Genomic DNA, 21,555 nt, shown 5'->3' with positions numbered 1-21,555 from the left:
GTCCTCACGATCCTACGGCGCACCACCGACGCGGCGCCCGCCCGAGGGCGCCGACGGCGGCGGCCCGCCACGCACGAGGCCCGCCCGGCGGGTCGCCGGACGGGCCTCGCAGGCTGCGCCTGAGCGCCTCGGTCAGGCGCGTCGGCGCAGGCCCGCCGTCCGCAGCGCGATCGTCGCGCCGCCGAGGATGAGCAGCATCGCGAGCGCGGCGAGGCCGAGGCCCGTCTCCGAGCCCGTCTGCGGCAGCGTGCCCTGGCCGCCGGAGCCCGCCTGGCCGCCTGCGCCGCCGCCGACGCCGCCGCCGATCGGTGCATCCGTGGGCGTCGGGCTCGTGGGTGCGCTGGGCTCGGGCGTCGGCTCGGCCGCCACGCAGTCGGCGCCGGGCGCGACGCGCAGCGAGACGCCCGCGTGGGCGGTGTCCGAGATCCACAGCACCGTCGGCGTCACGTCTGCGACGCCGCAGTACGCGATGGCGAGGCCCTCGTTCGTGTACGCCGTCGGCATCGCGGCGGGCGCGTCGACGTCCGCCTGCCATGCGAGCAGGCCGTCGACGATCGAGAGCGTCGACAGACGGTTGTCGCACGCCTCGTCGCACAGCGCCCACAGCAGGTTGCCGCCCGCGCGCCAGTCGAGGCCCATGACGACGGACACGGCGGGGCCGGGGCGCGTCGTCTGCAGCAGCGTCATGCCGCCGTCCTCCTCGAGCACCGCGAGGTGCAGCTCGCCCGTCGCCTCGACGGCGAACGCGACGATGCCGCCCAGGTGCGGGCCGTACGCGGCCGGGTCGTACGCGGCGCCGGATGCGTCGCGGATGCCGAGGCGCGTCGCGTCCGCATCCGAGATCCACTCGATCGCCTCGATGCCCGCGTTCGCGCCGAGCGGGCCGGTGAGGGCGGTCAGGTTCCACTCGTGGGTCGTCGTCGAGGCGCCGTCCTCGCCGAGCTCGACGCGCAGCACCGACGGACGCGAGACGTTGGATGCGGCGTTGTCGCGCTCGGTCGACAGCAGGATGGCGCCGTCGCCGGCGACCGAGATGCCCTCGGCGTCGGGCTGGCCGGAGCCGTCCGGGTACGTCGGTACCCACGACCGGGCGATCGCGTGCGGCTGGCCGTCGCCACCCGCCATCTCGAAGATCTCGCCGTCGTCGTTGTTCACGGCGAAGAGCGTGCCGTCGGCCGCGTGGTCGAGGCCCGACATGTCCTCGCCCCACGTGCCGGGTGCGACGGCATCCTGCACGTCCTGTCCGTACGGCCACGGGATGGTGTCGTGGACGGGCTCCTCGACGACGGTGCAGTCGTTCACGAGCTCGAACGTGCTCGCGGCGGTGACGGCGAAGGCACCCATCATGTCGGGGCAGCGCCCGTACGTCGTGGCGGCGTGGCCCGACCAGCCGAACGTGTCGACGACGGCGCCCGTCTCGTCGCGCACGGTGACGCGGTCGGTACCGCCGAGGCCGAAGAAGTCGTCCGGCGCGTCGGTGCGGATGCCGAGGTAGCCGCCCGACTCGATCTCGGTGCCCTCGGCCAGCGTGATGGTGGGGTTCGACGGGTCCGAGTCGCGGATGGTCCAGCCCGAGACGTCGATGGTGCTCGTCGTGTCGGTGTTGGCGAGCTCGACCCAGTCGCTCACGGGGTCGCCGTTCGACTCGACCTCGTTGATGACGACGGGCGAGGCGACGCGGCGCTCGACGTTGGCCTGGCCGCGCGTGACCTCGGTGTCGACGAACGCGCCGGTGCCGTCGGGCACGCGACCCTCGGATGCGGCGTGGTCGGTCCACGCGGAGGAGTCGGCGAGCCCCGTGCCGTCCTCGGTGATCACGCTGATCTCGTCGTTCGACCCGAGCCCGAAGCCGTCGGCGGTCGCGTTCGTCTCGACGACGACGAAGGCACCCGGCTCGACGATCGTGCCCTCCGCGATGCGCAGCGTCGACAGCGGATCGTCGTCGCGGAGGATCCAGCCCGACACGTCGACGGTGCTCGCTCCGACGTTCGTCAGCTCGACGAAGTCCGCGAGCACGGGGTCGCTCGAGAGCACCTCGTTGACGCGGATGCCGGTCTCGACGGGCTGCGGCTCGACCGTCGCGACGCGTGCGACGTTGGCGGCGCCCGGCGTCGGCTCCGTGTCCACGAAGGCGCCCGTGCCATCCGGCAGGCGCCCCTCGGTGAAGGCGTGCTCGGTCCACGCGTACGCGTCGATCTGCACGCCCGCGTCGTCCGAGAGCACGGCGGCGTCGTTCGCGCCGAGGCCGAACGTCGGCTCGACGACGAGGAACGCGCCCGGCTGCAGCACCGTGCCGGCGGGCAGCAGGTCGGGCGTGCGCTCGGGGTCGTCGTCCACGAGCCTCCAGCCGGACACGTCGACGGGCTCGACGCCCGCGTTGACGAGCTCGACGAGGTCGGCAGCCCCGGTCGCGCTGTTCGACTGCACCTCGTTGATGCGGACGTCCGCATCGGCGGCGGATGCGGGGGTCGCGACCACGACGCTGCCGAGTGCGACGGCGGCGAGGGCGGTCACGGAGAGGACGCGCTTGTGCACTGCAGGATCTCCTGTGCTGTGGGGACCCCTGCATCCTCGGGATGCGCGGCGAACGACGGGTGAACGAGCGGTGTCGCCAGCGCGGCCCGCAGGCGTCGCACGCACGCCCGCGTCGCGCGAGGCGCGCGTCAGGGGGACGCGGCCGGCATCGCCCGTCGCATCGGGATCGCGTCAGCGCGCGCGATCGGCGCCGAAGGCGCGGTCGACGGCCAGCAGGGCGAGGTCGGGATGGTCGGCGAACACGCCGTCGAGGCCCGCGCGAAGCAGCAGGTCCCACTCCCGCATCCAGTCGCCCCAGTGCGACGCGAGCGGCCCGCGGCGATGCGCCTTCGTGAGGAAGCGGTTCTCGGGCCGCAGCGTCCAGCAGAGGATCTGCAGCCCGGCGGCGTGGGCGCGGTCGACGAGGTCGGCGACCCGCACGCCGTCCCTGCCCTCCTCGAGCAGCACCCGCTTGTCGACGCTGATGCCGTCGAGGCCCTCGGCGGCGAGCGCGGTGAGCCCCGCGTCGGTGCGCTGCGAGGCGTACGTGGGCGCGCTCGACCCGAGCGACGCGACGGCGTCGGCCGGCGATCCTCCGTGCTCGAGGAGGTAGACGTAGCGGCCGGCGACGCCGCGGGCGCGCAGGCGACGCAGCACGTCCTGCTCGAACGCCTCCACGACGAGGCGCTCCGGCGTCGACGCCCAGCCGCGCTCTCGCAGCGCATCGGCGACGAGCTCGTCGAGCGGCAGGCCGATCGATCGGAAGTACGTGGCGTGCTTGATCTCGGCGACCATGCCGAGCCCTGTCTCGTCGAGGATGTCGAGGAGGTCCTCGAGGCGCAGGATGCCGAGCTGCCCGTCGAACGTCGCGGACGCCTGCCGGATGCGCGGCAGGCGCTCGCGCACCCGCAGCTGCGAGAGCTCGTCCCACGTGAGGTCCTCGGTGAACCACCCCGTGAGGTGCTCGCCGTCGATCTCCTTGGTCGTGCGGCGCGACGCGAGCTCGGGGTGCGAGGCGACGTCGGTCGTGCCGGAGATCTCGTTCTCGTGCCGCAGCACGAGGACGCCGTCGCGCGTCGCGACGATGTCCGGCTCGACCATGTCGGCGCCGAGCCGGGCGGCGAGCCGGAACGCCTCCGCGGAGTGCTCGGGGCGGTAGCCGCTGGCTCCTCGGTGGGCGACGACGAGTGGCCTGGTCACGCGCCCAGGCTAGCCCGACGGATGCGCTCGCCCCCGGCGGCCGCCGACCCTCGTGCGCCGGAGGCGAACGACCAGGCCGGCACAGCGAATCCATGGCCTCCGCGGCTACCCTGAGTCAGGACTTCCCATCCCGAACAGGAGTGCACACCATGGCCGGCTTCGGCTTCTCGAACTCCCCCGCCTTCTCGCGCGATCCGCAGCGTGCTGCGCAGCTGCGCCAGGATGGCGACTACGTGCCCGGCCAGACCTACGCGCCGCAGCAGGGTCAGGGCCAGCAGGGCTTCGCGCAGCAGGGCTACCAGCAGCCCGCGCAGCGGGGCTTCCAGCAGCCCGGCGCCCCCTCGCCCGAGCAGCTCGGCCAGATGTACGACCGCCCCTCGGCGACGTCGTCCGACACCGGCCGCCTCACCTACGACGGCGTGATCATGAAGACCGTCGCGATGCTCGGCATCGTCGCGGTCGGCTTCCTGCTGCAGATGGGCCTGCTGCTCACGGGCAACGGCATGCTCATGCAGGGCCTCATGTGGGTCGGCCTCATCGCGGGCCTCGTGCTCGGCCTCGTCAACGCGTTCAAGCGCGAGCCGAACCGTGCGCTCATCCTCGCCTACGCGGCGGCGCAGGGTCTCGCGATCGGTGGCTTCAGCGCCATCATCGAGTTCGGCATGGGCTTCGACGGCATCGTCTTCCAGGCCCTGCTCGCCACCGCATGCGTCTTCGCGGCGACGCTCGCGCTCTACGCGTTCCGCATCGTGCGCGTCACGCCCAAGCTCACGCGCTTCTTCTTCATCGTGCTCATCGGCTACGGCCTGTTCTCGCTCGTGAACTTCGTGCTCATGGTCACGGGCATCAGCCCCGACCCGTGGGGCCTGCGCTCGGTCGACGTGCCGATCCTCGGCCTGCCGTTCGGCGTCGTCCTCGGCGGCCTCGCGGTGCTGCTCGGCGCCTACTCGCTCATGCTCGACTTCAACAACGTCGAGATCGGCGTGCAGCGCGGCGTCCCGGCGAAGTACGGCTGGCAGGCGGCCTTCGGCATCACGGCCACGATCATCTGGCTGTACGTCGAGATCCTCCGCATCCTCGCGATCCTGCGCGGCAACAACTAGCGCAGCACGCACCGCGACGGCGCCCCGAGCCCCTGGCTCGGGGCGCCGTCGCGTTCTGGGCGCAGGCCGCGACGCGAGTACCCTCGACGGGTGCCCGACCCCACCGATCCGCAGCGCGCGAACCTCGACCCCGACGACCTCGCGACGGCGTTGCGCGTGCTCGAGGAGGCGCCGGCGCTCGCCGAGGACGACCCCGACCTCGTCGCCCTGAAGCGCGCCGCGTGGCTGCTGCAGAAGCGACTGAAGAAGACGCGCCGCGACGAGAAGACGTGGGCGGAGCGCAAGGCCGATCGCGCCGTCATCGAGCGCACCGCCACGGGCTCCCCCATGCGCATCGACGACGAGACGAAGGGCATCCCCCTCGTGTCGAACGCCGTCGGGGCGTTCGCGGGCGAGCTGCAGAAGGCGCGCGGCTGCTACGTCTGCAAGCGCGAGTACACGCTCGTCGACGCCTTCTACCACGGCCTGTGCCCCGACTGCGCGGCCCGCAGCCACGCGAAGCGCGACCAGCGCACCGACCTCTCCGGCAAGCGAGCCCTGCTGACGGGCGGTCGGGCGAAGATCGGCATGTACATCGCGCTGCGCCTGCTGCGCGACGGCGCCCACACCACCATCACGACGCGCTTCCCGAAGGATGCGATGCGTCGCTTCGCGCAGATGGACGACGCGGCCGACTGGATCCACCGGCTGAAGGTCGTCGGCATCGACCTGCGCGACCCGACGCAGGTCGTCGCCCTCGCCGACGACGTCGCGGCCGCGGGTCCGCTCGACATCCTCATCAACAACGCGGCGCAGACCGTGCGCCGCTCCCCCGGCGCGTACTCCGCCCTCGTCGAGCAGGAGTCGGCGCCGCTGCCGACCGACCTCGCGCTGCCCGAGATGACGACGTTCGACGGCATCTCGTCGGTGCATCCCGCATCCATCGCCGGTGCGCTCGACCATCACTCGACGCCCCACCACGAGGGCGAGACCCTCGAGCACGCGATGGCCGCGCAGACGGCTGCGTCGATGACGGCGCTCGCGCTGCGCGCCGGGCACGCGAGCCTCGACGCGCACCTCGCGGGCACCGCGGTCGACGCGGGCGGGCTGCTGCCCGACCTGCAGACGACGAACTCGTGGACGCAGACGGTCGAGCAGGTCGACGCGCTCGAGATGCTCGAGGTGCAGCTGTGCAACGCCACGGCGCCGTTCCTGCTCGTGTCGCGGCTGCGCGCGGCGATGCGCGCGGCGGTGCAGGCGGGTGCCCGGCGGGCGTACGTCGTGAACGTCTCCGCCATGGAGGGCCAGTTCGGCGGGCGGCGCTACAAGGGCGCGGGGCATCCGCACACCAACATGGCGAAGGCGTCGCTCAACATGCTCACGCGCACGAGCGCTGCCGAGATGTTCGAGTCGGACCGCATCCTGATGACGGCCGTCGACACCGGGTGGATCACCGACGAGCGACCGCATCAGGAGAAGCTGCGCATCGCCTCGGAGGGCTGGCATGCGCCGCTCGACCTCGTCGACGGCGCCGCTCGCGTGTACGACCCCATCGTGCGCGGCGAGGCCGGCGAGGATGTCTACGGCGTCTTCCTCAAGGACTACGAGCGCGCACCCTGGTAGCCGCACGGCGCGCGGGTGCGCGCTGAGCGGCGTCTCATGCGACATGCGCAGCCGTGGTCGCGCTCAGCGCGCATCCCGGCGCCATCGGCATGCCGCGTCGCCGTCGCGAGCAGCACCGGGCGCTCCGCGCCGTGCGATCGGCGCCCAGCGACGGCCCTACGCGTCTGCGGAGACCTTCGGCGCGCGCCGCGACCAGAACGACGCGAGCAGCGAGCCCGACACGTTGTGCCACACCGAGAAGATCGCGGCGGGCACGGCTGCCTCGGGTGCGAAGTGCGTGCGCGCGAGACCGGCGGCGAGGCCCGAGTTCTGCATGCCCACCTCGATCGAGACGGCGCGGCGAGCGGGCTCCTCGAGGCCGACCGCGCGAGCCGCGACGTAGCCGAGCACGAGGCCGACGCCGTTCAGCACCACGACGATGCCGAGGATGGCGAGGCCCGATGCGAGGATCGTCGCCGCCGAGCCCGCCACGACGGCCAGCACGACGAGCGTGATGCCGACGACCGACACGAGCGGCATCCACTCGACGATCGCCGCGACGACCCGCGGCAGGAAGCGGCGCAGCAGCAGGCCGACCACGATCGGCACGATCACGATCTGCACGATCGAGACGAACAGCCCCGCGGGGTCGACCGGCAGGTAGCTGCCCGCGAGCAGCAGCACGAGCAGTGGCGTGATGACGGGGGCGACGAGCGTCGACACCGTCGTCATCGCGACCGACAGCGCCGTGTCGCCCCTCGCGAGGAAGACCATGACGTTGGAGGCGGTGCCGCCGGGCGCCGCCGCGACGAGGATGACGCCGACGGCGATGGCCGCGTCGAGGTCGAGCAGCGTGACGAGCAGGAAGCCCGTGAGCGGCATGATGACGAACTGCGCGACGATGCCGATGAGCAGGGCGAAGGGCTTCCTCGCGACGATGGCGAAGTCGCTGCCCTGCAGCGTCATGCCCATGCCGAGCATGATGACCATGAGCAGCGGGGTTACGAGCACGCCGAGCGGCACGAACGGCGCCGGCGCGAGCACTGCGACGGCGCCCGCTGCGATCACGATGAGCGGGAACCACGTGCCCGCCATGCGGCCGATCCTCGCGCCCACGTGCTCGCGGGCGGCTGCGGTGGCGTTCACGGTCTCGGGCGTCGTCTCGTCGGGCACTCGCTCGACGATACCGAGCGTCGCATCCCTGCCGGGCGACGTGCCGGCCCGAAGGGGCGGATGCGGCGGACGGGAGGCTCGGCGGCCCTGAGGCCGCAGACCCTCCCGTCCTCGCCGAGCCCGAGCCCGAGCCCGACGAGCGGGCGGCTCAGGCCGGGCGGAGCAGCCGGGCGGCTACTCCCACTCGATCGTCCCCGGGGGCTTCGACGTCACGTCGAGCACCACGCGGTTGACCTCCTCGACCTCGTTCGTGATGCGGTTCGAGATGCGCGCGAGCACGTCGTAGGGCAGGCGCGTCCAGTCGGCCGTCATGGCGTCCTCGCTCGACACGGGCCGCAGCACGATGGGGTGGCCGTAGGTGCGGCCGTCGCCCTGCACGCCCACCGAGCGCACGTCGGCCAGGAGCACGACGGGACACTGCCAGATCTCCTGGTCGAGGCCCGCGTTCGAGAGCTCCTCGCGTGCGATCGCGTCGGCGCGACGCAGGATGTCGAGGCGCTCCTCGGTGACCTCGCCGATGATGCGGATGCCGAGGCCGGGCCCCGGGAAGGGCTGGCGGCCGACGATCGCCTCGGGCAGGCCGAGCTCGCGGCCGATGGCGCGCACCTCGTCCTTGAAGAGGGCGCGCAGCGGCTCGATGAGCTGGAACTGCAGGTCGTCCGGCAGGCCGCCCACGTTGTGGTGCGACTTGATGTTCGCCGTGCCTGCGCCGCCGCCGGACTCGACGACGTCGGGGTAGAGCGTGCCCTGCACGAGCCAGCGGATGGGCTCGCCCTCGGCCGCGGCCTCGGCGGCGAGGTCGCGCTCGGCCTGCTCGAAGACGCGGATGAACTCTCGGCCGATGATCTTGCGCTTCGTCTCGGGGTCGGAGACGCCTGCCAGCGCCCCGAGGAAGCGCTCGCGCGCGTCGACCGTCACGAGGCGCACGCCCGTGGACGCGACGTAGTCCTCCTCGACCTGGCGGCGCTCGTCCTGCCGCAGGAGGCCGTGGTCGACGAACACGCACGTGAGCTGGTCGCCGACGGCGGCGTGCACGAGCGCCGCGGCGACGGCCGAGTCGACGCCGCCCGAGAGGCCGCAGATGACCTTGTCGTCGCCGACCTGCTCGCGGATGCGGGCGATCTGCTCCTCGATGACGTTGCCGGTGCGCCAGTCGCGGTCGATGCCCGCGATGTCGTGCAGGAACGACTCGAGCACGCGCTGCCCGTGCTCGGAGTGCCGCACCTCGGGGTGCCACTGCACGCCGGCCATGCGGCGCTCGCGGCTCTCGAACGCCGCGACGGGCGTGTCGACGGTCGAGGCGAGCACGTCGAAGCCCTCGGGGGCCTTCGCGACGGCGTCGCCGTGGCTCATCCACACCGTCTGGGCGTCGGGCTGGCCGGAGAGGAGGCTGCCGCCCTCGCCGACGGTGACGGCGGTCGAGCCGTACTCGCGGTTGCCCGTGCGGGCGACCTCGCCGCCGAGCTGCGCGGCCATGACCTGGAAGCCGTAGCAGATGCCGAACGTCGGGACGCCGAGCTCGAGGATGTCGGGGTCGAGGCGCGGGGCACCCTCGGCGTAGACCGAGGAGGGGCCGCCGGAGAGGACGATGCCCACGGGGTCCTTCGCGCGCACCTCCTCGGCGGTGATCGAGTGCGGCACGACCTCGGAGTAGACGTCGGCCTCGCGCACGCGGCGGGCGATGAGCTGCGCGTACTGCGCGCCGAAGTCGACGACGAGCACGGGGCGCTGAGCGGTGTCGGCCATCAGGCCTCCTTCGATGCGAGGGCTGCCGCCTGGGCGTCGAGCCGGGCGACGTCGGCGGCCGCGATGCGGTGCATGCGGTGCTCGACGATGAACGAGAGGAAGGGCACGACGCCGCCGAGCGCCATCGCGAGGAGGCGGCCGAACGGCCAGCGCAGCAGCATCCAGAGCCGGAAGCATGCGAGCAGGTAGATCACGTAGATCCAGCCGTGCGCGATGAGGATCGCGAGCGAGATGTTGAAGCCGTCGCCGAGCGACTGGATCTCGCAGCCCATGCCGCCGGGCACGAACAGCGAGTACCACTCGCAGCCGGGGCCGGGCACGACGGGCGCGAGCCCCAGGAGCCCGACGGAGCCGCCTGCGAACAGCTCGACGTGGGTCGGCGAGTACTTCAGCACCATCTCGATGACGAGGAGCAGCAGGAACGCGCCCGTCACCCACGACATGATGCGGTAGAAGGTCATCGCCGAGCGGATCTTCGGGATCTGCTGGATGGGCCTCGGCACGCCCTCCATCCTACCGAGCGCTCAGACGCCGCCTGACGCGCGTGCCGCCGCCGCAGCCTCCTCCGCGTCCTCGAGCGCCTCGACCTCGCGCTCCCTCGCGTCCTGCACGAGGCGGAACCAGAGGTAGAGCGCGAACACCATGAAGGCGACCCACTCGATGGCGTAGAAGATGTTGAGCCAGTTGAGCTGCGTCTGCTGCTCCGGCGGCAGCGACGTGATGGGCGTCGTGCCCTCGACGGCGCCCTCGACGATGACGTAGCCCGCGTACACGTCGCCCGAGAACCCCGGCCAGCGGTTGATGAGGTCGCCGACGCTCATCGCCTCCGTCGTGTCGCCCTCGAAGTCGGTGACCGTCGGCGACTCGCTCGGCATGTAGCGGCCGACGATCGTCGCGCGCTCGGCGTCGATGGCTGCGGCCGCCGCCTCCGCCTCGCCACGCGTCGGCGCCCAGCCGAGCGCCACGGCGAGGGATGCGCCGTCGTCGGTGATCGCGCGGGCCGTGAGCCACGCCCCGGCCTCGCCCTCCTCCTGCCGGCCGGCGAGCACGATGACCGAGGCGGGATCGAGCGTCGCGTCGACCTCGACGATGCGTCCGCCCGCCTCCGACATGAGCGGCGACTGCGGCTCGGCGACCGACGTCAGCGCGACGGGCGTCTCGGTGTCGCGCTCGTCGGCCTGGCCCTGCTGCACGGCGCGGTCGATCTGCCACTGCCCGAGCGCGGCGAACACGCCTGCGACGAGGAGGGCGAACAGCAGCGCCCCGATCCACCGGGGCTGCCGCGCGACCTCGATGAACCGGGGCGGCGTCACGCTCAGGTGCCGCGGGTGCCGACGGGCTCGACGACCGGCAGCGCACCCAGCGGCACGATGTCGGGCGCCTCGAGCCGCGCGCGGTCGGCGGACTCGTCGTCGGGCAGCGCCTGGCTCGCGAGCTCTGCCGCGACGCGCTTGTTGTACGTGTTGATCTCGGTCTCGATGCGCGCATCGTCCCAGCCGAGGGCGTCGGCCATGATGCGAGCGGCGACGGGGGCTGCGGCGACGCCGCGGTCCCACGCCTCGATCGAGATGCGCGTCCGGCGCGCCAGCACGTCGTCGAGGTGCAGCGCACCCTCGGCGAGGCATGCGTAGCGCACCTCCGCGCCGAGGTAGTCGTCGGCGCCCGGCAGCGGCTCGGCGAGCTCGGGGTGCTCGCGGATGATGTCGAGCAGGTCGTCGGTGAGCGTGCCGTAGCGGTTCAGCAGGTGCTCGACGCGGTGCTTGTGCAGCCCGAACGCCTTCGCGATCTTGCCGCGCTTGTTCCATGCGGCGCGGTAGCCGACGGCACCCAGCAGCGGGATGTCCTCGGTGCACGACGCGGGGAACTTGCCGTCGATCGCCGACACGGCCTCGTCGATGGCGTCCTTCGCCATGACGCGGTACGTCGTCCACTTGCCGCCGGCGATCATCACGAGGCCCGGCACGGTGTGCGAGACGTGGTGCTCGCGCGACAGGTTCGCAGTCGAACCGCCCTCCGCGGCGGCGAGCAGCGGTCGCAGGCCCGCGTAGACGCCCTCGACGTCGGCGCGCGTGAGCTTCGTCGCGAGCACCGAGTTGACGTGCTCGAGGATGTAGTCGATGTCGGCGGCCGTCGCGGCGGGGTGCGCCTTGTCGAGCTCCCAGTCGGTGTCGGTCGTGCCGATGATCCAGTGACGACCCCACGGGATGACGAAGAGCACCGACTTCTCGGTGCGCAGCAGCAGGCCCATCGCCGAGTGGAAGCGGTCGCGCGGCACGACGAGGTGCACGCCCTTCGACGCGCGCACGCGGAAGTCGGATCGCGACCCGACCATCGCCTGCGTGTCGCCCGTCCACACGCCCGTCGCGTTCACGACCTGCTTGGCGCGGATCTCGAAGCGCTCGCCCGACTCGTAGTCGTGCGCCTGGATGCCGACGACGCGCTCCCCGACCTTCACGAATCCCTCGGCGCGCACGCGGCTCGCGACATGGGCGCCGTAGAACGAGGCGGTGCGCGCGAGCTCGGCCACGTAGCGTGCGTCGTCGACCTGCGCGTCGTAGTACGTGAGGCCGCCGACCAGCGCGTCGGGGTCGAGCGACGGGATCTGCTTCAGCATCTGCTTCTTCGACAGGTGCCGGTGCATGGGCACGCCCGGGCGCATGAAGCCCGTGTAGCTGAAGGCGTCGTACATCGCCATGCCGGCGCCGATGTAGCCGCGCTCGAGCTGGTTCGTGAGCGGGTACAGGAAGCGCACGGGCTTCACGAGGTGCGGCGCGATGCGCTGCAGCAGCAGCCCGCGCTCGATGAGCGCCTCGCGCACGAGGCCGAAGTTGAACTGCTCGAGGTAGCGGATGCCACCGTGGATGAGCTTCGACGATCGGCTCGAGGTGCCGGAGGCGAAGTCGCGCGCCTCGACGAGCCCGACGCGCAGGCCGCGCGTCACGGCGTCGAGCGCCGCACCGACGCCGACGATGCCGCCGCCGATGACGAGCACGTCGACCTCGCGGTCGCGCATCGAGGCCAATGCCTTCGCGCGCTCCTCCGGTCCCAGGTTGGGCGACCGCCGCACGCTCTTCGAGCTCTGCCTGACTGCCATGTCCCTACTCCCTCATCCCTTGCGGGTGTCACGGGCCCTGCGGGTCCTTGCGTTGCGCGGTTCGAGCGCGATGCCTACCGTCGCGGTGCGACGACGACGTCGATGCGCTGGAACTCCTTGACGTCCTTGTATCCCGTCGTCGCGAGCGCCTTGCGCACCGCGCCGACGATGTTCGCCGTGCCGTCGGCGACGGGTGCGGGGCCGCTCAGCACGACCTCGAGGTCGCCGACCTGCTCGACCTGCACGCGGTTGCCGCGCGGCAGCTTCTGGTTGTGCGCCTCGGGGCCCCAGTGCCAGCCGCGGCCCGGAGCATCGGTGGCGCGAGCGAGCGCCGTGCCGAGCATGGCGGCGTCGGCGCCGCACGCGAAGGCCTTGACGATGTCGCCGGAGGTGCCGAGCGAGCCGTCGGCGATCACGTGCACGTAGCGACCGCCCGACTCGTCGAGGTAGTCGCGGCGGGCGGCGGCGACGTCGCTCACGGCGGTCGCCATGGGGGCGTGGATGCCGAGCACGCTGCGGCTCGTGGATGCGGCACCGCCGCCGAAGCCCACGAGCACGCCTGCCGCGCCCGTGCGCATGAGGTGCAGCGCGGCCGTGTAGGTGACGACGCCACCCACGATGACGGGCACGTCGAGCTCGTAGATGAACTGCTTGAGGTTCAGGGCCTCGCCCGTCTTCGTGACGTGCTCAGCCGAGACGGTGCTGCCGCGGATGACGAAGAGGTCGACGCCCGCCTCGATGACGGTCTGGTAGTGCTCCTGCACGGCCTGGGGGCTGAGCGCGCCCGCCACGGTGACGCCGGCCTCGCGGATCTCGGCGAGGCGCTGGCGGATGAGCTCCGGGCGCACGGGCGCGGCGTAGATCTCGCGCATCCGGCTCGTCGCGAGGTCGGCGGGCAGGCTCGCGATCTCGGCGAGCAGCGGCTCGGGATCGTCGTAGCGCGTCCACACGCCCTCGAGGTTCAGCACGCCGACGCCGCCTGCGCGCCCGAGCGCGATGGCGGTGCGGGGGCTCATGACCGAGTCGGTCGGAGCACCCAGCACGGGGATGTCGAAGCGGAACGCGTCGATCTGCCACGCGAGCGACACCACATCGCTGTCGCGCGTGCGACGCGTCGGCACGACCGCGACGTCGTCGAATCCGTACGCCGGTCGTGCGCTCTTCGCCAGCCCGAGCTCGATCTCCGCCACGTCCTCAAGCCTAGCGCCGACCGGGGCCGGCCTCTCCCGAGTTCGCCCAGAGGTGACCGGGCGAGCCCCGCGTCAGCGTCCGAGGATCGCGCGGATGCGGGCGGTCGCCGCATCCACCTCGCCGAGCACCTCGCGCGCCGTCGCCGCCGTCACCGACGCGCCGCGCACGAGCGAGCGCACCTCGGCGCGCATGCGGGTGACGGCGAGGTCGACCTCGTGCACGGCCGCGCGCACGTCGGCGCGATCGGCGCCGCGCGGCTCGGAGCGGGCGTGCGCGCTGGAGGATGCGGGCTCGGGCTCGCCCGTCGGCGCAGCGTCGTCGCGAGGCTCGGGCGAGCGGGCGCCGCGCTCGGCTGCGGCGAGATCGGCGCGCAAGGTGCGCATCGCGTCCCGCACCCCGCCGCGCACCTCGTCGGCGAGCCTGCGCACCGAGTCGCCGATCTCGGTCTCGAGCGCGTCGAGCTCGCCCTGCCGCTCGGCGAGGTGGGCGCGCCCGGCGTCGGTGATCGCGTACGTGGTGCGGCGGCCGTCCGCGTGCTTCTCGACGAGCCCCTCCTCCTCCAGCCGCGACAGTCGCGGGTAGATGGTGCCCGCCGACGGCTGGTAGGTGCCGCCGAAGCGCCGCTCGAGCGCCTGCATGACCTCGTAGCCGTGCTTCGGCGACTCGGCGAGCAGCGAGAGGAGGTAGAGGCGCAGGGCGCCGTGGGCGAACACGGGGCTCATCGGCGCACGACCGTCTGGTCTCCCGAGACCGAGTTCAGCGAGATGCGCGCCTGCGCGCCGGCGCCGGCCTCCGAGTGGCGGCCCCCGCGCTTCGGCATCGCGACGCCGAACGCGCGGCCGCTGCCGCTCACGGTGTTCGTCACGACCTCGGCGGCGACGTCCTGGTCGACGCGGACGGTGGCGTCTGCCGAGACGCCGTTGACGGCGATGGATGCGACGGGCCCGTGCACGTCGAGCAGCACGTCGCCCGAGACGGTGTCGACGCCGACGCGACGTGCGCTGCCTGAGACGGTCACCTCGCCGCTCACGGCGTGCACCTGCACGTCGCCGTCGAGCCCGGTCGCCTCGACGTCGCCGGAGACCGTGTTGACCTGCACGTCGCCCGCGACGCCGTCGAGCTGCACGTCGCCCGAGACCGTGCTGACGTCGACGCCGGCGCGCACGCCTGCGACGAGGCCCTGCGCCGAGACCTGGCCGTACGTCACCGCGACGTGGCGCGGCACGAGGATGCTGACCTCGACGCGACCGCGCTCGACGCCGAGCGACTTGAGCGACTCGATGAGGTTCGACCACCGCAGCAGCGGATGCGCGACGCTGAGCGCGCCGTCGTCGAGCGAGATCTCGAGGTCGCGCCCGTCGACGCGGTGCACCTCGACCCGCGCCCACGGCTCGTCGTGCCCGACGACGTCGACGCTGCCCGCGATGACCCCGACCTTGAGCCGGCGCACGCCCTCGAGCGTGATCGTGCGGGTGTCGCCCGGCCGCACCGTCCACCGCTCGGCGCTCGAGTCGGCGGGCGTCGCGCCCTCCAAGGGCACCCGATCCTCGTTGGTCTCCATGACGCTCCCTCCCTCGAACGCGATGCATCGCGTGTGCGAGTCACGATATATCGCGTCACGCACGACCCGCAACCCTCCCGTACCGTCTCCCCTCGGTTGCCAGGGACGCGAAGACGCCTGAGGTGCTGCTCGGGCGGTGCCTCCGCATGCTCCGCGTACCTGGCACCGTCACGAAGGCAGGTGGACGCCCGGGGGCGCCATCGACTGCCATGCGGTGCGAGGACGGGAGCGGGAGGTGCGAGTGGCGGACGCCGGCTCGCGAATGCGGGGTGCTCGGATCGCCCATCGCGAGGGCGTCGGTGGGCTCGATCCCCCTCGTCCGAGCGAGACGGGTCGCGACGACGTCGATCTCATCCATGCCGGCATGGTGCGCCGACCGCGGCCCGAAGGAGCGCCCAGGGCTGCTGGCTGTGGAGGATCGCGACGTGTTCGGTGCCGCCACGCCCCGTCGGCCGCCGCCTCGGCGGCGAGGTACGCCAGGCGAGGCGAGCTACGCCGATCCGAGCGAGGTACGGCTCGTGGCGCACCCGCGCTCTCCTCGCGTACCTCGCGACGAGAGCGCACCTCGCGACGCGGCGCCCGAAGGCGTCAGCGGCGGTAGTTCGGGGCCTCCACGACCATCTGGATGTCGTGGGGGTGCGACTCCTTGAGGCCCGCCGCCGTGATGCGCACGAAGCGACCCTTCGCCTGCAGCTCGGGGATCGTGCGCCCGCCCACGTAGAACATCGACTGCCGCAGACCGCCCGAGAGCTGGTACGCGACGGTCGCGAGCGGCCCGCGGTAGGGCACCTGGCCCTCGATGCCCTCGGCGATGAGCTGCTCGTCGGAGGGCACGTCGGCCTGGAAGTAGCGGTCGCGCGAGTACGACGTCTTCGTGCCGCGCGTCTGCATCGCACCGAGCGAGCCCATGCCGCGGTACGACTTGAACTGCTTGCCGTTGATGAGCACGAGATCGCCGGGCGACTCGTCGGTGCCCGCGAGCAGCGAGCCGAGCATGACCGAGGATGCGCCGGCCACGAGGGCCTTCGCGATGTCGCCCGAGTACTGCAGGCCGCCGTCTGCGATCACGGGGACGCCGGCGGGGGTCGCGGCGAGCGACGCCTCGTACACGGCCGTCACCTGCGGCACGCCCACGCCCGACACGACGCGCGTCGTGCAGATCGAGCCCGGGCCGACGCCGACCTTCACGGCGTCGACGCCCGCGTCGACGAGCGCCTGCGCGCCCTCGCGCGTCGCGACGTTGCCGCCGATGATGTCGACGGCGTCGAAGCGCGCGTCGCCCTTCAGCCGCGTCACGATGTCGATGACGCCCTGGCTCTCGCCGTTGGCGGTGTCGACGACGATGACGTCGACGCCCGCCTCGAGCAGCGCCTCGGCGCGGTCGTACGCGTCGCCGAAGAAGCCGATGGCGGCGCCCACGCGGAGGCGGCCGTGCTCGTCCTTCGTCGCGTGCGGGTACTGCTCGACCTTGTCGAAGTCCTTGATGGTGATGAGTCCGGCGAGGCGGCCGTCCTCGTGCACGAGCGGCAGCTTCTCGAGCTTCGACTGCCGGAAGATCTCGAGGACGTCCTCGCGCGACGTGCCCACGGGCGCGGTCGTGAGCGGCGCGGGCGTCATGACGTCGCGCACGAGCGTCGTCTCGCCGTCGGCGCGCGCCACGAAGCGCATGTCGCGGTTCGTGATGATGCCGAGCAGGTGGCCGCCCTCGTCGACGACGGGCAGGCCCGACACCTTGTACTGCCCGCAGATCGCGTCGACCTGCGCGACCGTCGCGTCGGGCCCGATCGTCACGGGGTCGGTGATCATGCCCGACTCCGACCGCTTCACGCGGTCGACGATCGCCGCCTGCTCGACGATGGCGAGGTTGCGGTGCACGATGCCGATGCCGCCCTGGCGCGCCATGGCGATCGCCATGCGCTCCTCGGTGACGGTGTCCATGGCGCTCGACACGAGCGGCACGGCGAGGCGGATGCGGCGGGAGAGCAAGGTGGACGTGTCCGCCTCGCTCGGGATGACGTCGGTGCGGCCCGGGAGCAGCATGACGTCGTCGTAGGTGAGACCGGTGAAGCCGAACGGGTCGCGCGTGTCCATTGCCATCCATCGTACGAGTAACGATTCGGTCCCGAGTCACCGATCGAGGCGAAAGCGAAACATGCTCGACACGATCCCCGGGCTACATTGACTGCACCGTGCAACGAAGCACCCTCGCATCGCATTCCCTTCTGGGTGCGGCACGGACCACTGGAGGACATGTGGAGAAGACGCTCCGACCGGCCAGGTGGTGGCTCGCCATCCCTGCGCTGCTCGCCGCACTCGCCGTCGCACTCGGACTCGGGGCACCCCCCGCCGACGCGACCGCCCCGCCCTCGGACTCGAGCAGCGGGTACCAGTTCCAGGGCATCGTCCGCTCCGATCCGCAGACGCCCATCGCGGGCGTCGTGATCGAGGCGACGGGCCCCGACGGCTTCGCAGGCACCGCCACGACGGCCGACGACGGCCGCTGGTCGATCGCCACGCCCGGACCGGGCGACTACACGGTGTCGATCGACGAGACGACGATCCCGGACGGGCTCGAGGTGAACCCCGCGCACGTCTCGCGCGAGTTCACGCTCGGCACGACGAGCTCGCAGAGCGTGCTCTTCGGCATCGGCGCGCCGGGATCGTTCCAGCCCGCGCCGAGCGCCGACTCCGAGGGCGGCGGCGGCGACGACGGCGACTCCGAGTCCAACGCGTCGAGCTCGAGCACCAGCTCGTTCTCGTGGGCGCGCCTCGGCCAGCGCCTCTTCACGGGCCTCAACTTCGGCCTGCTGCTCGCGCTCGCGGCGATCGGCATCACGCTCATCTTCGGCACCACCGGCGTCAACAACTTCGCCCACGGCGAGATGGTGACGTTCGGCGGCTTCGCCTTCTTCCTGCTGACGACGGCGATCGGCCTGCCGGTCTGGGTGGCGATCATCGGCGTCCTGCTCGCGAGCGCCGCGTTCGGCTGGTTGCACGACGCGGCGATCTTCAAGCCGCTCCGGCGACGACGCGTCGGCCTCGTGCAGGTGCTGATCGTGACGATCGGCCTCTCGATCGCGCTGCGGTACTTCTACCAGTTCCTCTTCGGAGGCGGCAGCAGCACGCTCGCCGTCGACAACTCCGCGCGCATCTCGTTCGGCACGTTCAACGTGAACGTCTCGAACATCGTCAGCATGGTCGTGTCGATCCTCATCCTCGCGGGCGTCGCGTTCTTCCTCACGCGGACGCGCATCGGCAAGGCGACGCGAGCGGTCAGCGACAACGCCGGCCTCGCGGCCGCGTCGGGCATCAACGTCGACCGGGTCATCCGCATCGTGTGGGTGCTCGCCGGCATGCTGACGGGCCTCTCCGGCGTGCTCTACGCGTACTTCATCGGCGCGAGCGTGCGCTGGGACATGGGCTTCCTCATCCTGCTGCTGCTGTTCGCATCCGTCACCCTCGGCGGGCTCGGCAGCGCGTTCGGCGCCCTCGTCGGCGCGCTCATCATCGGCATCGTCACCGAGGTCTCGACGCTCTGGCTGCCGAGCGACCTCCGGTTCGCGGTCGCCCTCGTCATCCTCATCCTCGTGCTGCTCGTGCGGCCGCAGGGTGTGCTCGGTCGTAAGGAGAGGATCGGCTGATGCTCGACGTCCTGCTCGGTTCCCTCGGCAACCTCATCTCCGCCGAGTCCGCTGCCTACGCCCTCGCCGCCATCGGCCTCGGCATCCACTTCGGCTACGCCGGCCTCCTGAACTTCGGTCAGGCCGGGTTCATGGCCATCGGCGCCTACGGCTTCGCCATCTTCACGCGCTTCGTCGACCCGACGACGGCGTTCGGATGGCCGTCGTGGCTCTCGCTCATCGCGGCGATCCTCTTCGCCGTGCTCTGCTCGGTGATCTTCGCCCTCATCCTCGGCATCCCGACGCTGCGCCTGCGCGGCGACTACCTGGCGATCGTCACGATCGCCGCGGCCGAGATCGTGCGCTTCGTCGCCCGCACCCAGGACCTCACCGAGGTCACGGGTGGATCGCAGGGCATCCGCGGCACCGACTACAAGGGCGACGTCAACGCGTCGAACCCGTTCGCGGGCGACGGCCTCCTCAGCGGCCTCGCCGCGGGGCCGCTCGAGCCGCTCGGCACGAACAACGGCTGGTACACGCTGCTCAGCTGGATCCTCGTGATCGTCGCGGTCGTGCTCGTCTGGGGCCTCATGCGCAGCCCGTGGGGCCGCGTCATCAAGGGCATCCGCGAGGACGAGGATGCGGTGCGCAGCCTCGGCAAGAACGTCTACTCCTACAAGATGCAGGCGCTCGTGCTCGGTGGCGTCATGGGAGCCATCGCCGGCATCCTGTTCATCTTCCCGAGGGCCGTGCAGCCCGACAGCTTCGCGACGACCCTCACGTTCAACGTGTGGACGGCGCTGCTGCTCGGCGGCGCGGCGACCGTGCTGGGCCCCGTGCTCGGCGGCGTGCTGTTCTGGTTCCTGCTCTCGTTCGTCCGCGGACTGATCGGCGAGCTCCACGGCCTCGGCATCTTCGGCACCATGTCCGCCTCGCAGGCCGGCCAGCTGGCCTTCGTCGCGGTCGGCGTCGCGCTCGTCGTGCTGGTGGTCTTCCGACCACAGGGGATCATGGGCAACAAGAAGGAGCTGTCGTTCCATGTCTGACACGCAGATCACGCACCCGCTCGTCGACGGCCCCGTCGGCCCGGGCTGCAAGAAGGTCGACCCCATCGTGGTCGCAGACGGCGTCAAGCGGCAGTTCGGCGGCCTCACGGCCGTCGACGTCGCGCACGTCGAGATCCCGAGGAACGCCATCACGGCGCTCATCGGACCCAACGGCGCGGGCAAGACGACCTTCTTCAACCTGCTCACGGGCTTCGACAAGCCCAACGAGGGCACGTGGCAGCTCGACGACCAGTCGCTCGCCAACGTCCCCGCGTACAAGGTGGCTCGTCGCGGCATGGTCCGCACCTTCCAGCTGACGAAGTCCCTCGGTCGGCTCACCGTGCTGCAGAACATGCTGCTCGGCGCCCGCGGGCAGCGCGGCGAGGGCTTCCTGTCGGCGCTGCTGCCGTTCCTGTGGCGTTCGCAGGAGCGCGCGAACATCGAGCGCGCCGACGAGCTGCTGCGCCGCTTCAAGCTGCACGAGAAGCGCGAGGACTTCGCCGCGTCGCTCTCGGGCGGTCAGCGCAAGCTGCTCGAGATGGCGCGCTCGCTCATGAGCGACCCGCGTCTCGTCATGCTCGACGAGCCGATGGCCGGCGTGAACCCCGCGCTGACGCAGTCGCTGCTCGACCACGTGCTCGGGCTCAAGGAGGAGGGCATGAGCGTCCTCTTCGTCGAGCACGACATGCACATGGTTCGGCACATCTCCGACTGGGTCATCGTCATGGCCGAGGGCAAGGTCGTCGCCGAGGGTCCGCCCGAGTCGATCATGCAGGACCAGGCCGTCGTCGACGCCTACCTGGGCGCGCACCACGACACCGATCTCGGCACGCTCACGAACCAGCAGGTCGTGCAGATCGAGGAGGAGGCCGCCGCGGAGCTCGCGGCGACCGACGAGGAGGAGAAGGCATGACCGTCGTGCTCGAGACGAAGGATCTCGTCGCCGGCTACCTGCCGGGCGTCAACATCCTGAACGGCTGCTCGATCGTCGCCAACGAGGGAGACCTCATCGGCATCATCGGCCCGAACGGCGCCGGCAAGTCGACGCTGCTGAAGGCCATCTTCGGCCAGGTCAACATCCGCGGCGGCGAGATCCTGCTCAAGGGCGACGACATCACGGGGCTCAAGGCCGACCGCCTGGTCTCCAAGGGCGTCGGCATGGTGCCGCAGAACAACAACGTGTTCCCGTCGCTCACGATCGAGGAGAACCTCGAGATGGGGCTGTTCCAGGAGCCGAAGCGCTTCCGGGAGCGCTTCGAGTTCGTGGCGGGCCTCTTCCCCGAGCTCGCGAAGCGGCGGAAGCAGCGCGCGGGCAGCCTCTCGGGCGGCGAGCGGCAGATGGTCGCGATGGGCCGCGCGCTCATGATGGACCCGTCGGTGCTGCTGCTCGACGAGCCGAGCGCGGGCCTCTCCCCCGTGCGCCAGGACGAGACGTTCCTGCGCGTCGCGGAGATCAACAAGCACGGCGTCACGATCGTCATGGTCGAGCAGAACGCGCGCCGTTGCCTGCAGATCGCCCACCGTGCATACGTGCTCGACCAGGGCAAGGACGCGTACACGGGCACGGGCCGGTCGATGCTCAACGATCCGAGGGTCGTCGAGCTGTACCTCGGCACGCTCGCGACCGACGTCGAGGAGAAGGCGAAGACGGCCTCGCACGAGCGGGTCGCTCCCGCATCCGCGCAGCCCGCTCGACCGGAGGCCGCAGCCTCGCCGACGCACGTCG

At 71.8% G+C, this 21,555-nt stretch carries 16 protein-coding genes and 1 pseudogene; 6 read left to right on the top strand and 11 right to left on the bottom strand.

Going from position 1 to position 21,555, the window contains the following annotated elements; genetic code table 11:
* Positions 1-132: 132 nt before the first annotated feature.
* Both ACFQPP_RS12070 and ACFQPP_RS12065 read right to left on the bottom strand, forming a co-directional pair.
* Complete coding sequence (locus ACFQPP_RS12070; protein ID WP_376916886.1) at positions 133-2,535, bottom strand: lamin tail domain-containing protein; 2,403 nt, start codon at positions 2,533-2,535, stop codon at positions 133-135.
* A 171-nt stretch (positions 2,536-2,706) separates the two neighbouring features.
* On the bottom strand, positions 2,707-3,714 hold the full coding sequence (locus ACFQPP_RS12065; protein ID WP_376916885.1) for a glycerophosphodiester phosphodiesterase family protein: 1,008 nt from the start codon (positions 3,712-3,714) through the stop codon (positions 2,707-2,709).
* Positions 3,715-3,863: 149 nt separating this feature from the next.
* Here ACFQPP_RS12065 and ACFQPP_RS12060 point away from each other — a divergent pair, with 149 nt between their 5' ends.
* Together ACFQPP_RS12060 and ACFQPP_RS12055 are read left to right on the top strand one after the other, a co-directional pair.
* Positions 3,864-4,817, top strand: coding sequence for a Bax inhibitor-1/YccA family protein (locus ACFQPP_RS12060; RefSeq protein WP_376916884.1), 954 nt, complete (start codon positions 3,864-3,866; stop codon positions 4,815-4,817).
* Between the two features lie 90 nt (positions 4,818-4,907).
* Entirely contained in the window at positions 4,908-6,419 is a 1,512-nt protein-coding gene (locus tag ACFQPP_RS12055; protein WP_376916883.1) for an SDR family NAD(P)-dependent oxidoreductase, read from the top strand.
* A gap of 156 nt (positions 6,420-6,575) precedes the next feature.
* On the opposite strand, the gene ACFQPP_RS12050 is transcribed toward ACFQPP_RS12055, so the two are convergent.
* The 9 genes from ACFQPP_RS12050 to guaB form a co-directional block, all read right to left on the bottom strand.
* Positions 6,576-7,571: a bile acid:sodium symporter family protein gene (locus ACFQPP_RS12050; protein WP_376916882.1), complete on the bottom strand. Its 996-nt coding sequence runs from the start codon at positions 7,569-7,571 to the stop codon at positions 6,576-6,578.
* Between the two features lie 174 nt (positions 7,572-7,745).
* Complete coding sequence (guaA, locus tag ACFQPP_RS12045; RefSeq protein WP_376916881.1) at positions 7,746-9,317, bottom strand: glutamine-hydrolyzing GMP synthase; 1,572 nt, start codon at positions 9,315-9,317, stop codon at positions 7,746-7,748.
* A complete protein-coding gene (locus ACFQPP_RS12040; RefSeq protein WP_376916880.1) occupies positions 9,317-9,820 on the bottom strand; it encodes a DUF3817 domain-containing protein in 504 nt (167 codons plus the stop codon). Before ACFQPP_RS12040 ends, guaA begins: the two co-directional genes overlap by 1 nt.
* A 21-nt stretch (positions 9,821-9,841) precedes the next feature.
* Positions 9,842-10,630, bottom strand: a complete 789-nt coding sequence (locus ACFQPP_RS12035; protein ID WP_376916879.1) for an SURF1 family protein — start codon at positions 10,628-10,630, stop codon at positions 9,842-9,844.
* A 2-nt stretch (positions 10,631-10,632) separates the two neighbouring features.
* Positions 10,633-12,411: a glycerol-3-phosphate dehydrogenase/oxidase gene (locus ACFQPP_RS12030; RefSeq protein WP_376916878.1), complete on the bottom strand. Its 1,779-nt coding sequence runs from the start codon at positions 12,409-12,411 to the stop codon at positions 10,633-10,635.
* 74 nt (positions 12,412-12,485) lie between these two features.
* The gene (locus ACFQPP_RS12025) at positions 12,486-13,601 is read right to left on the bottom strand and encodes a GuaB3 family IMP dehydrogenase-related protein (RefSeq protein WP_376916877.1); all 1,116 of its coding nucleotides are present in this window, start codon (positions 13,599-13,601) and stop codon (positions 12,486-12,488) included.
* Positions 13,602-13,673: 72 nt separating this feature from the next.
* Positions 13,674-14,324 (bottom strand): PadR family transcriptional regulator, encoded by a 651-nt coding sequence (locus ACFQPP_RS12020; RefSeq protein ID WP_376916876.1) that lies wholly within the window; start codon positions 14,322-14,324, stop codon positions 13,674-13,676.
* Entirely contained in the window at positions 14,321-15,163 is an 843-nt protein-coding gene (locus ACFQPP_RS12015) for a DUF4097 family beta strand repeat-containing protein (protein ID WP_376916875.1), read from the bottom strand. The genes ACFQPP_RS12020 and ACFQPP_RS12015 overlap by 4 nt, the downstream gene beginning before the upstream one ends.
* Positions 15,164-15,751: 588 nt before the next feature.
* Positions 15,752-17,254, bottom strand: a complete 1,503-nt coding sequence (gene guaB, locus ACFQPP_RS12010; RefSeq protein ID WP_376916874.1) for an IMP dehydrogenase — start codon at positions 17,252-17,254, stop codon at positions 15,752-15,754.
* A gap of 161 nt (positions 17,255-17,415) precedes the next feature.
* Between guaB and ACFQPP_RS12005 the strand changes: the two genes are divergently transcribed.
* The 4 genes and pseudogenes from ACFQPP_RS12005 to ACFQPP_RS11990 form a co-directional block, all read left to right on the top strand.
* Positions 17,416-18,804: a branched-chain amino acid ABC transporter permease gene (locus ACFQPP_RS12005; protein WP_376916873.1), complete on the top strand. Its 1,389-nt coding sequence runs from the start codon at positions 17,416-17,418 to the stop codon at positions 18,802-18,804.
* A complete protein-coding gene (locus tag ACFQPP_RS12000; RefSeq protein ID WP_376916872.1) occupies positions 18,804-19,829 on the top strand; it encodes a branched-chain amino acid ABC transporter permease in 1,026 nt (341 codons plus the stop codon). The genes ACFQPP_RS12005 and ACFQPP_RS12000 overlap by 1 nt, the downstream gene beginning before the upstream one ends.
* Complete coding sequence (locus ACFQPP_RS11995; protein WP_376916871.1) at positions 19,822-20,742, top strand: ABC transporter ATP-binding protein; 921 nt, start codon at positions 19,822-19,824, stop codon at positions 20,740-20,742. The genes ACFQPP_RS12000 and ACFQPP_RS11995 overlap by 8 nt, the downstream gene beginning before the upstream one ends.
* Positions 20,739-21,461 (top strand): annotated as a pseudogene (locus ACFQPP_RS11990) (ABC transporter ATP-binding protein); the annotation flags it as partial. The gene ACFQPP_RS11995 and the pseudogene ACFQPP_RS11990, both read left to right, overlap by 4 nt.
* Between the last annotated feature and the right edge of the window lie 94 nt (positions 21,462-21,555).

Source organism: Agrococcus sp. GCM10030265 (genome assembly GCF_042666675.1).
GTDB lineage: Bacteria > Actinomycetota > Actinomycetes > Actinomycetales > Microbacteriaceae > Agrococcus.
This window is presented reverse-complemented; position numbering and strand designations above follow the sequence as displayed.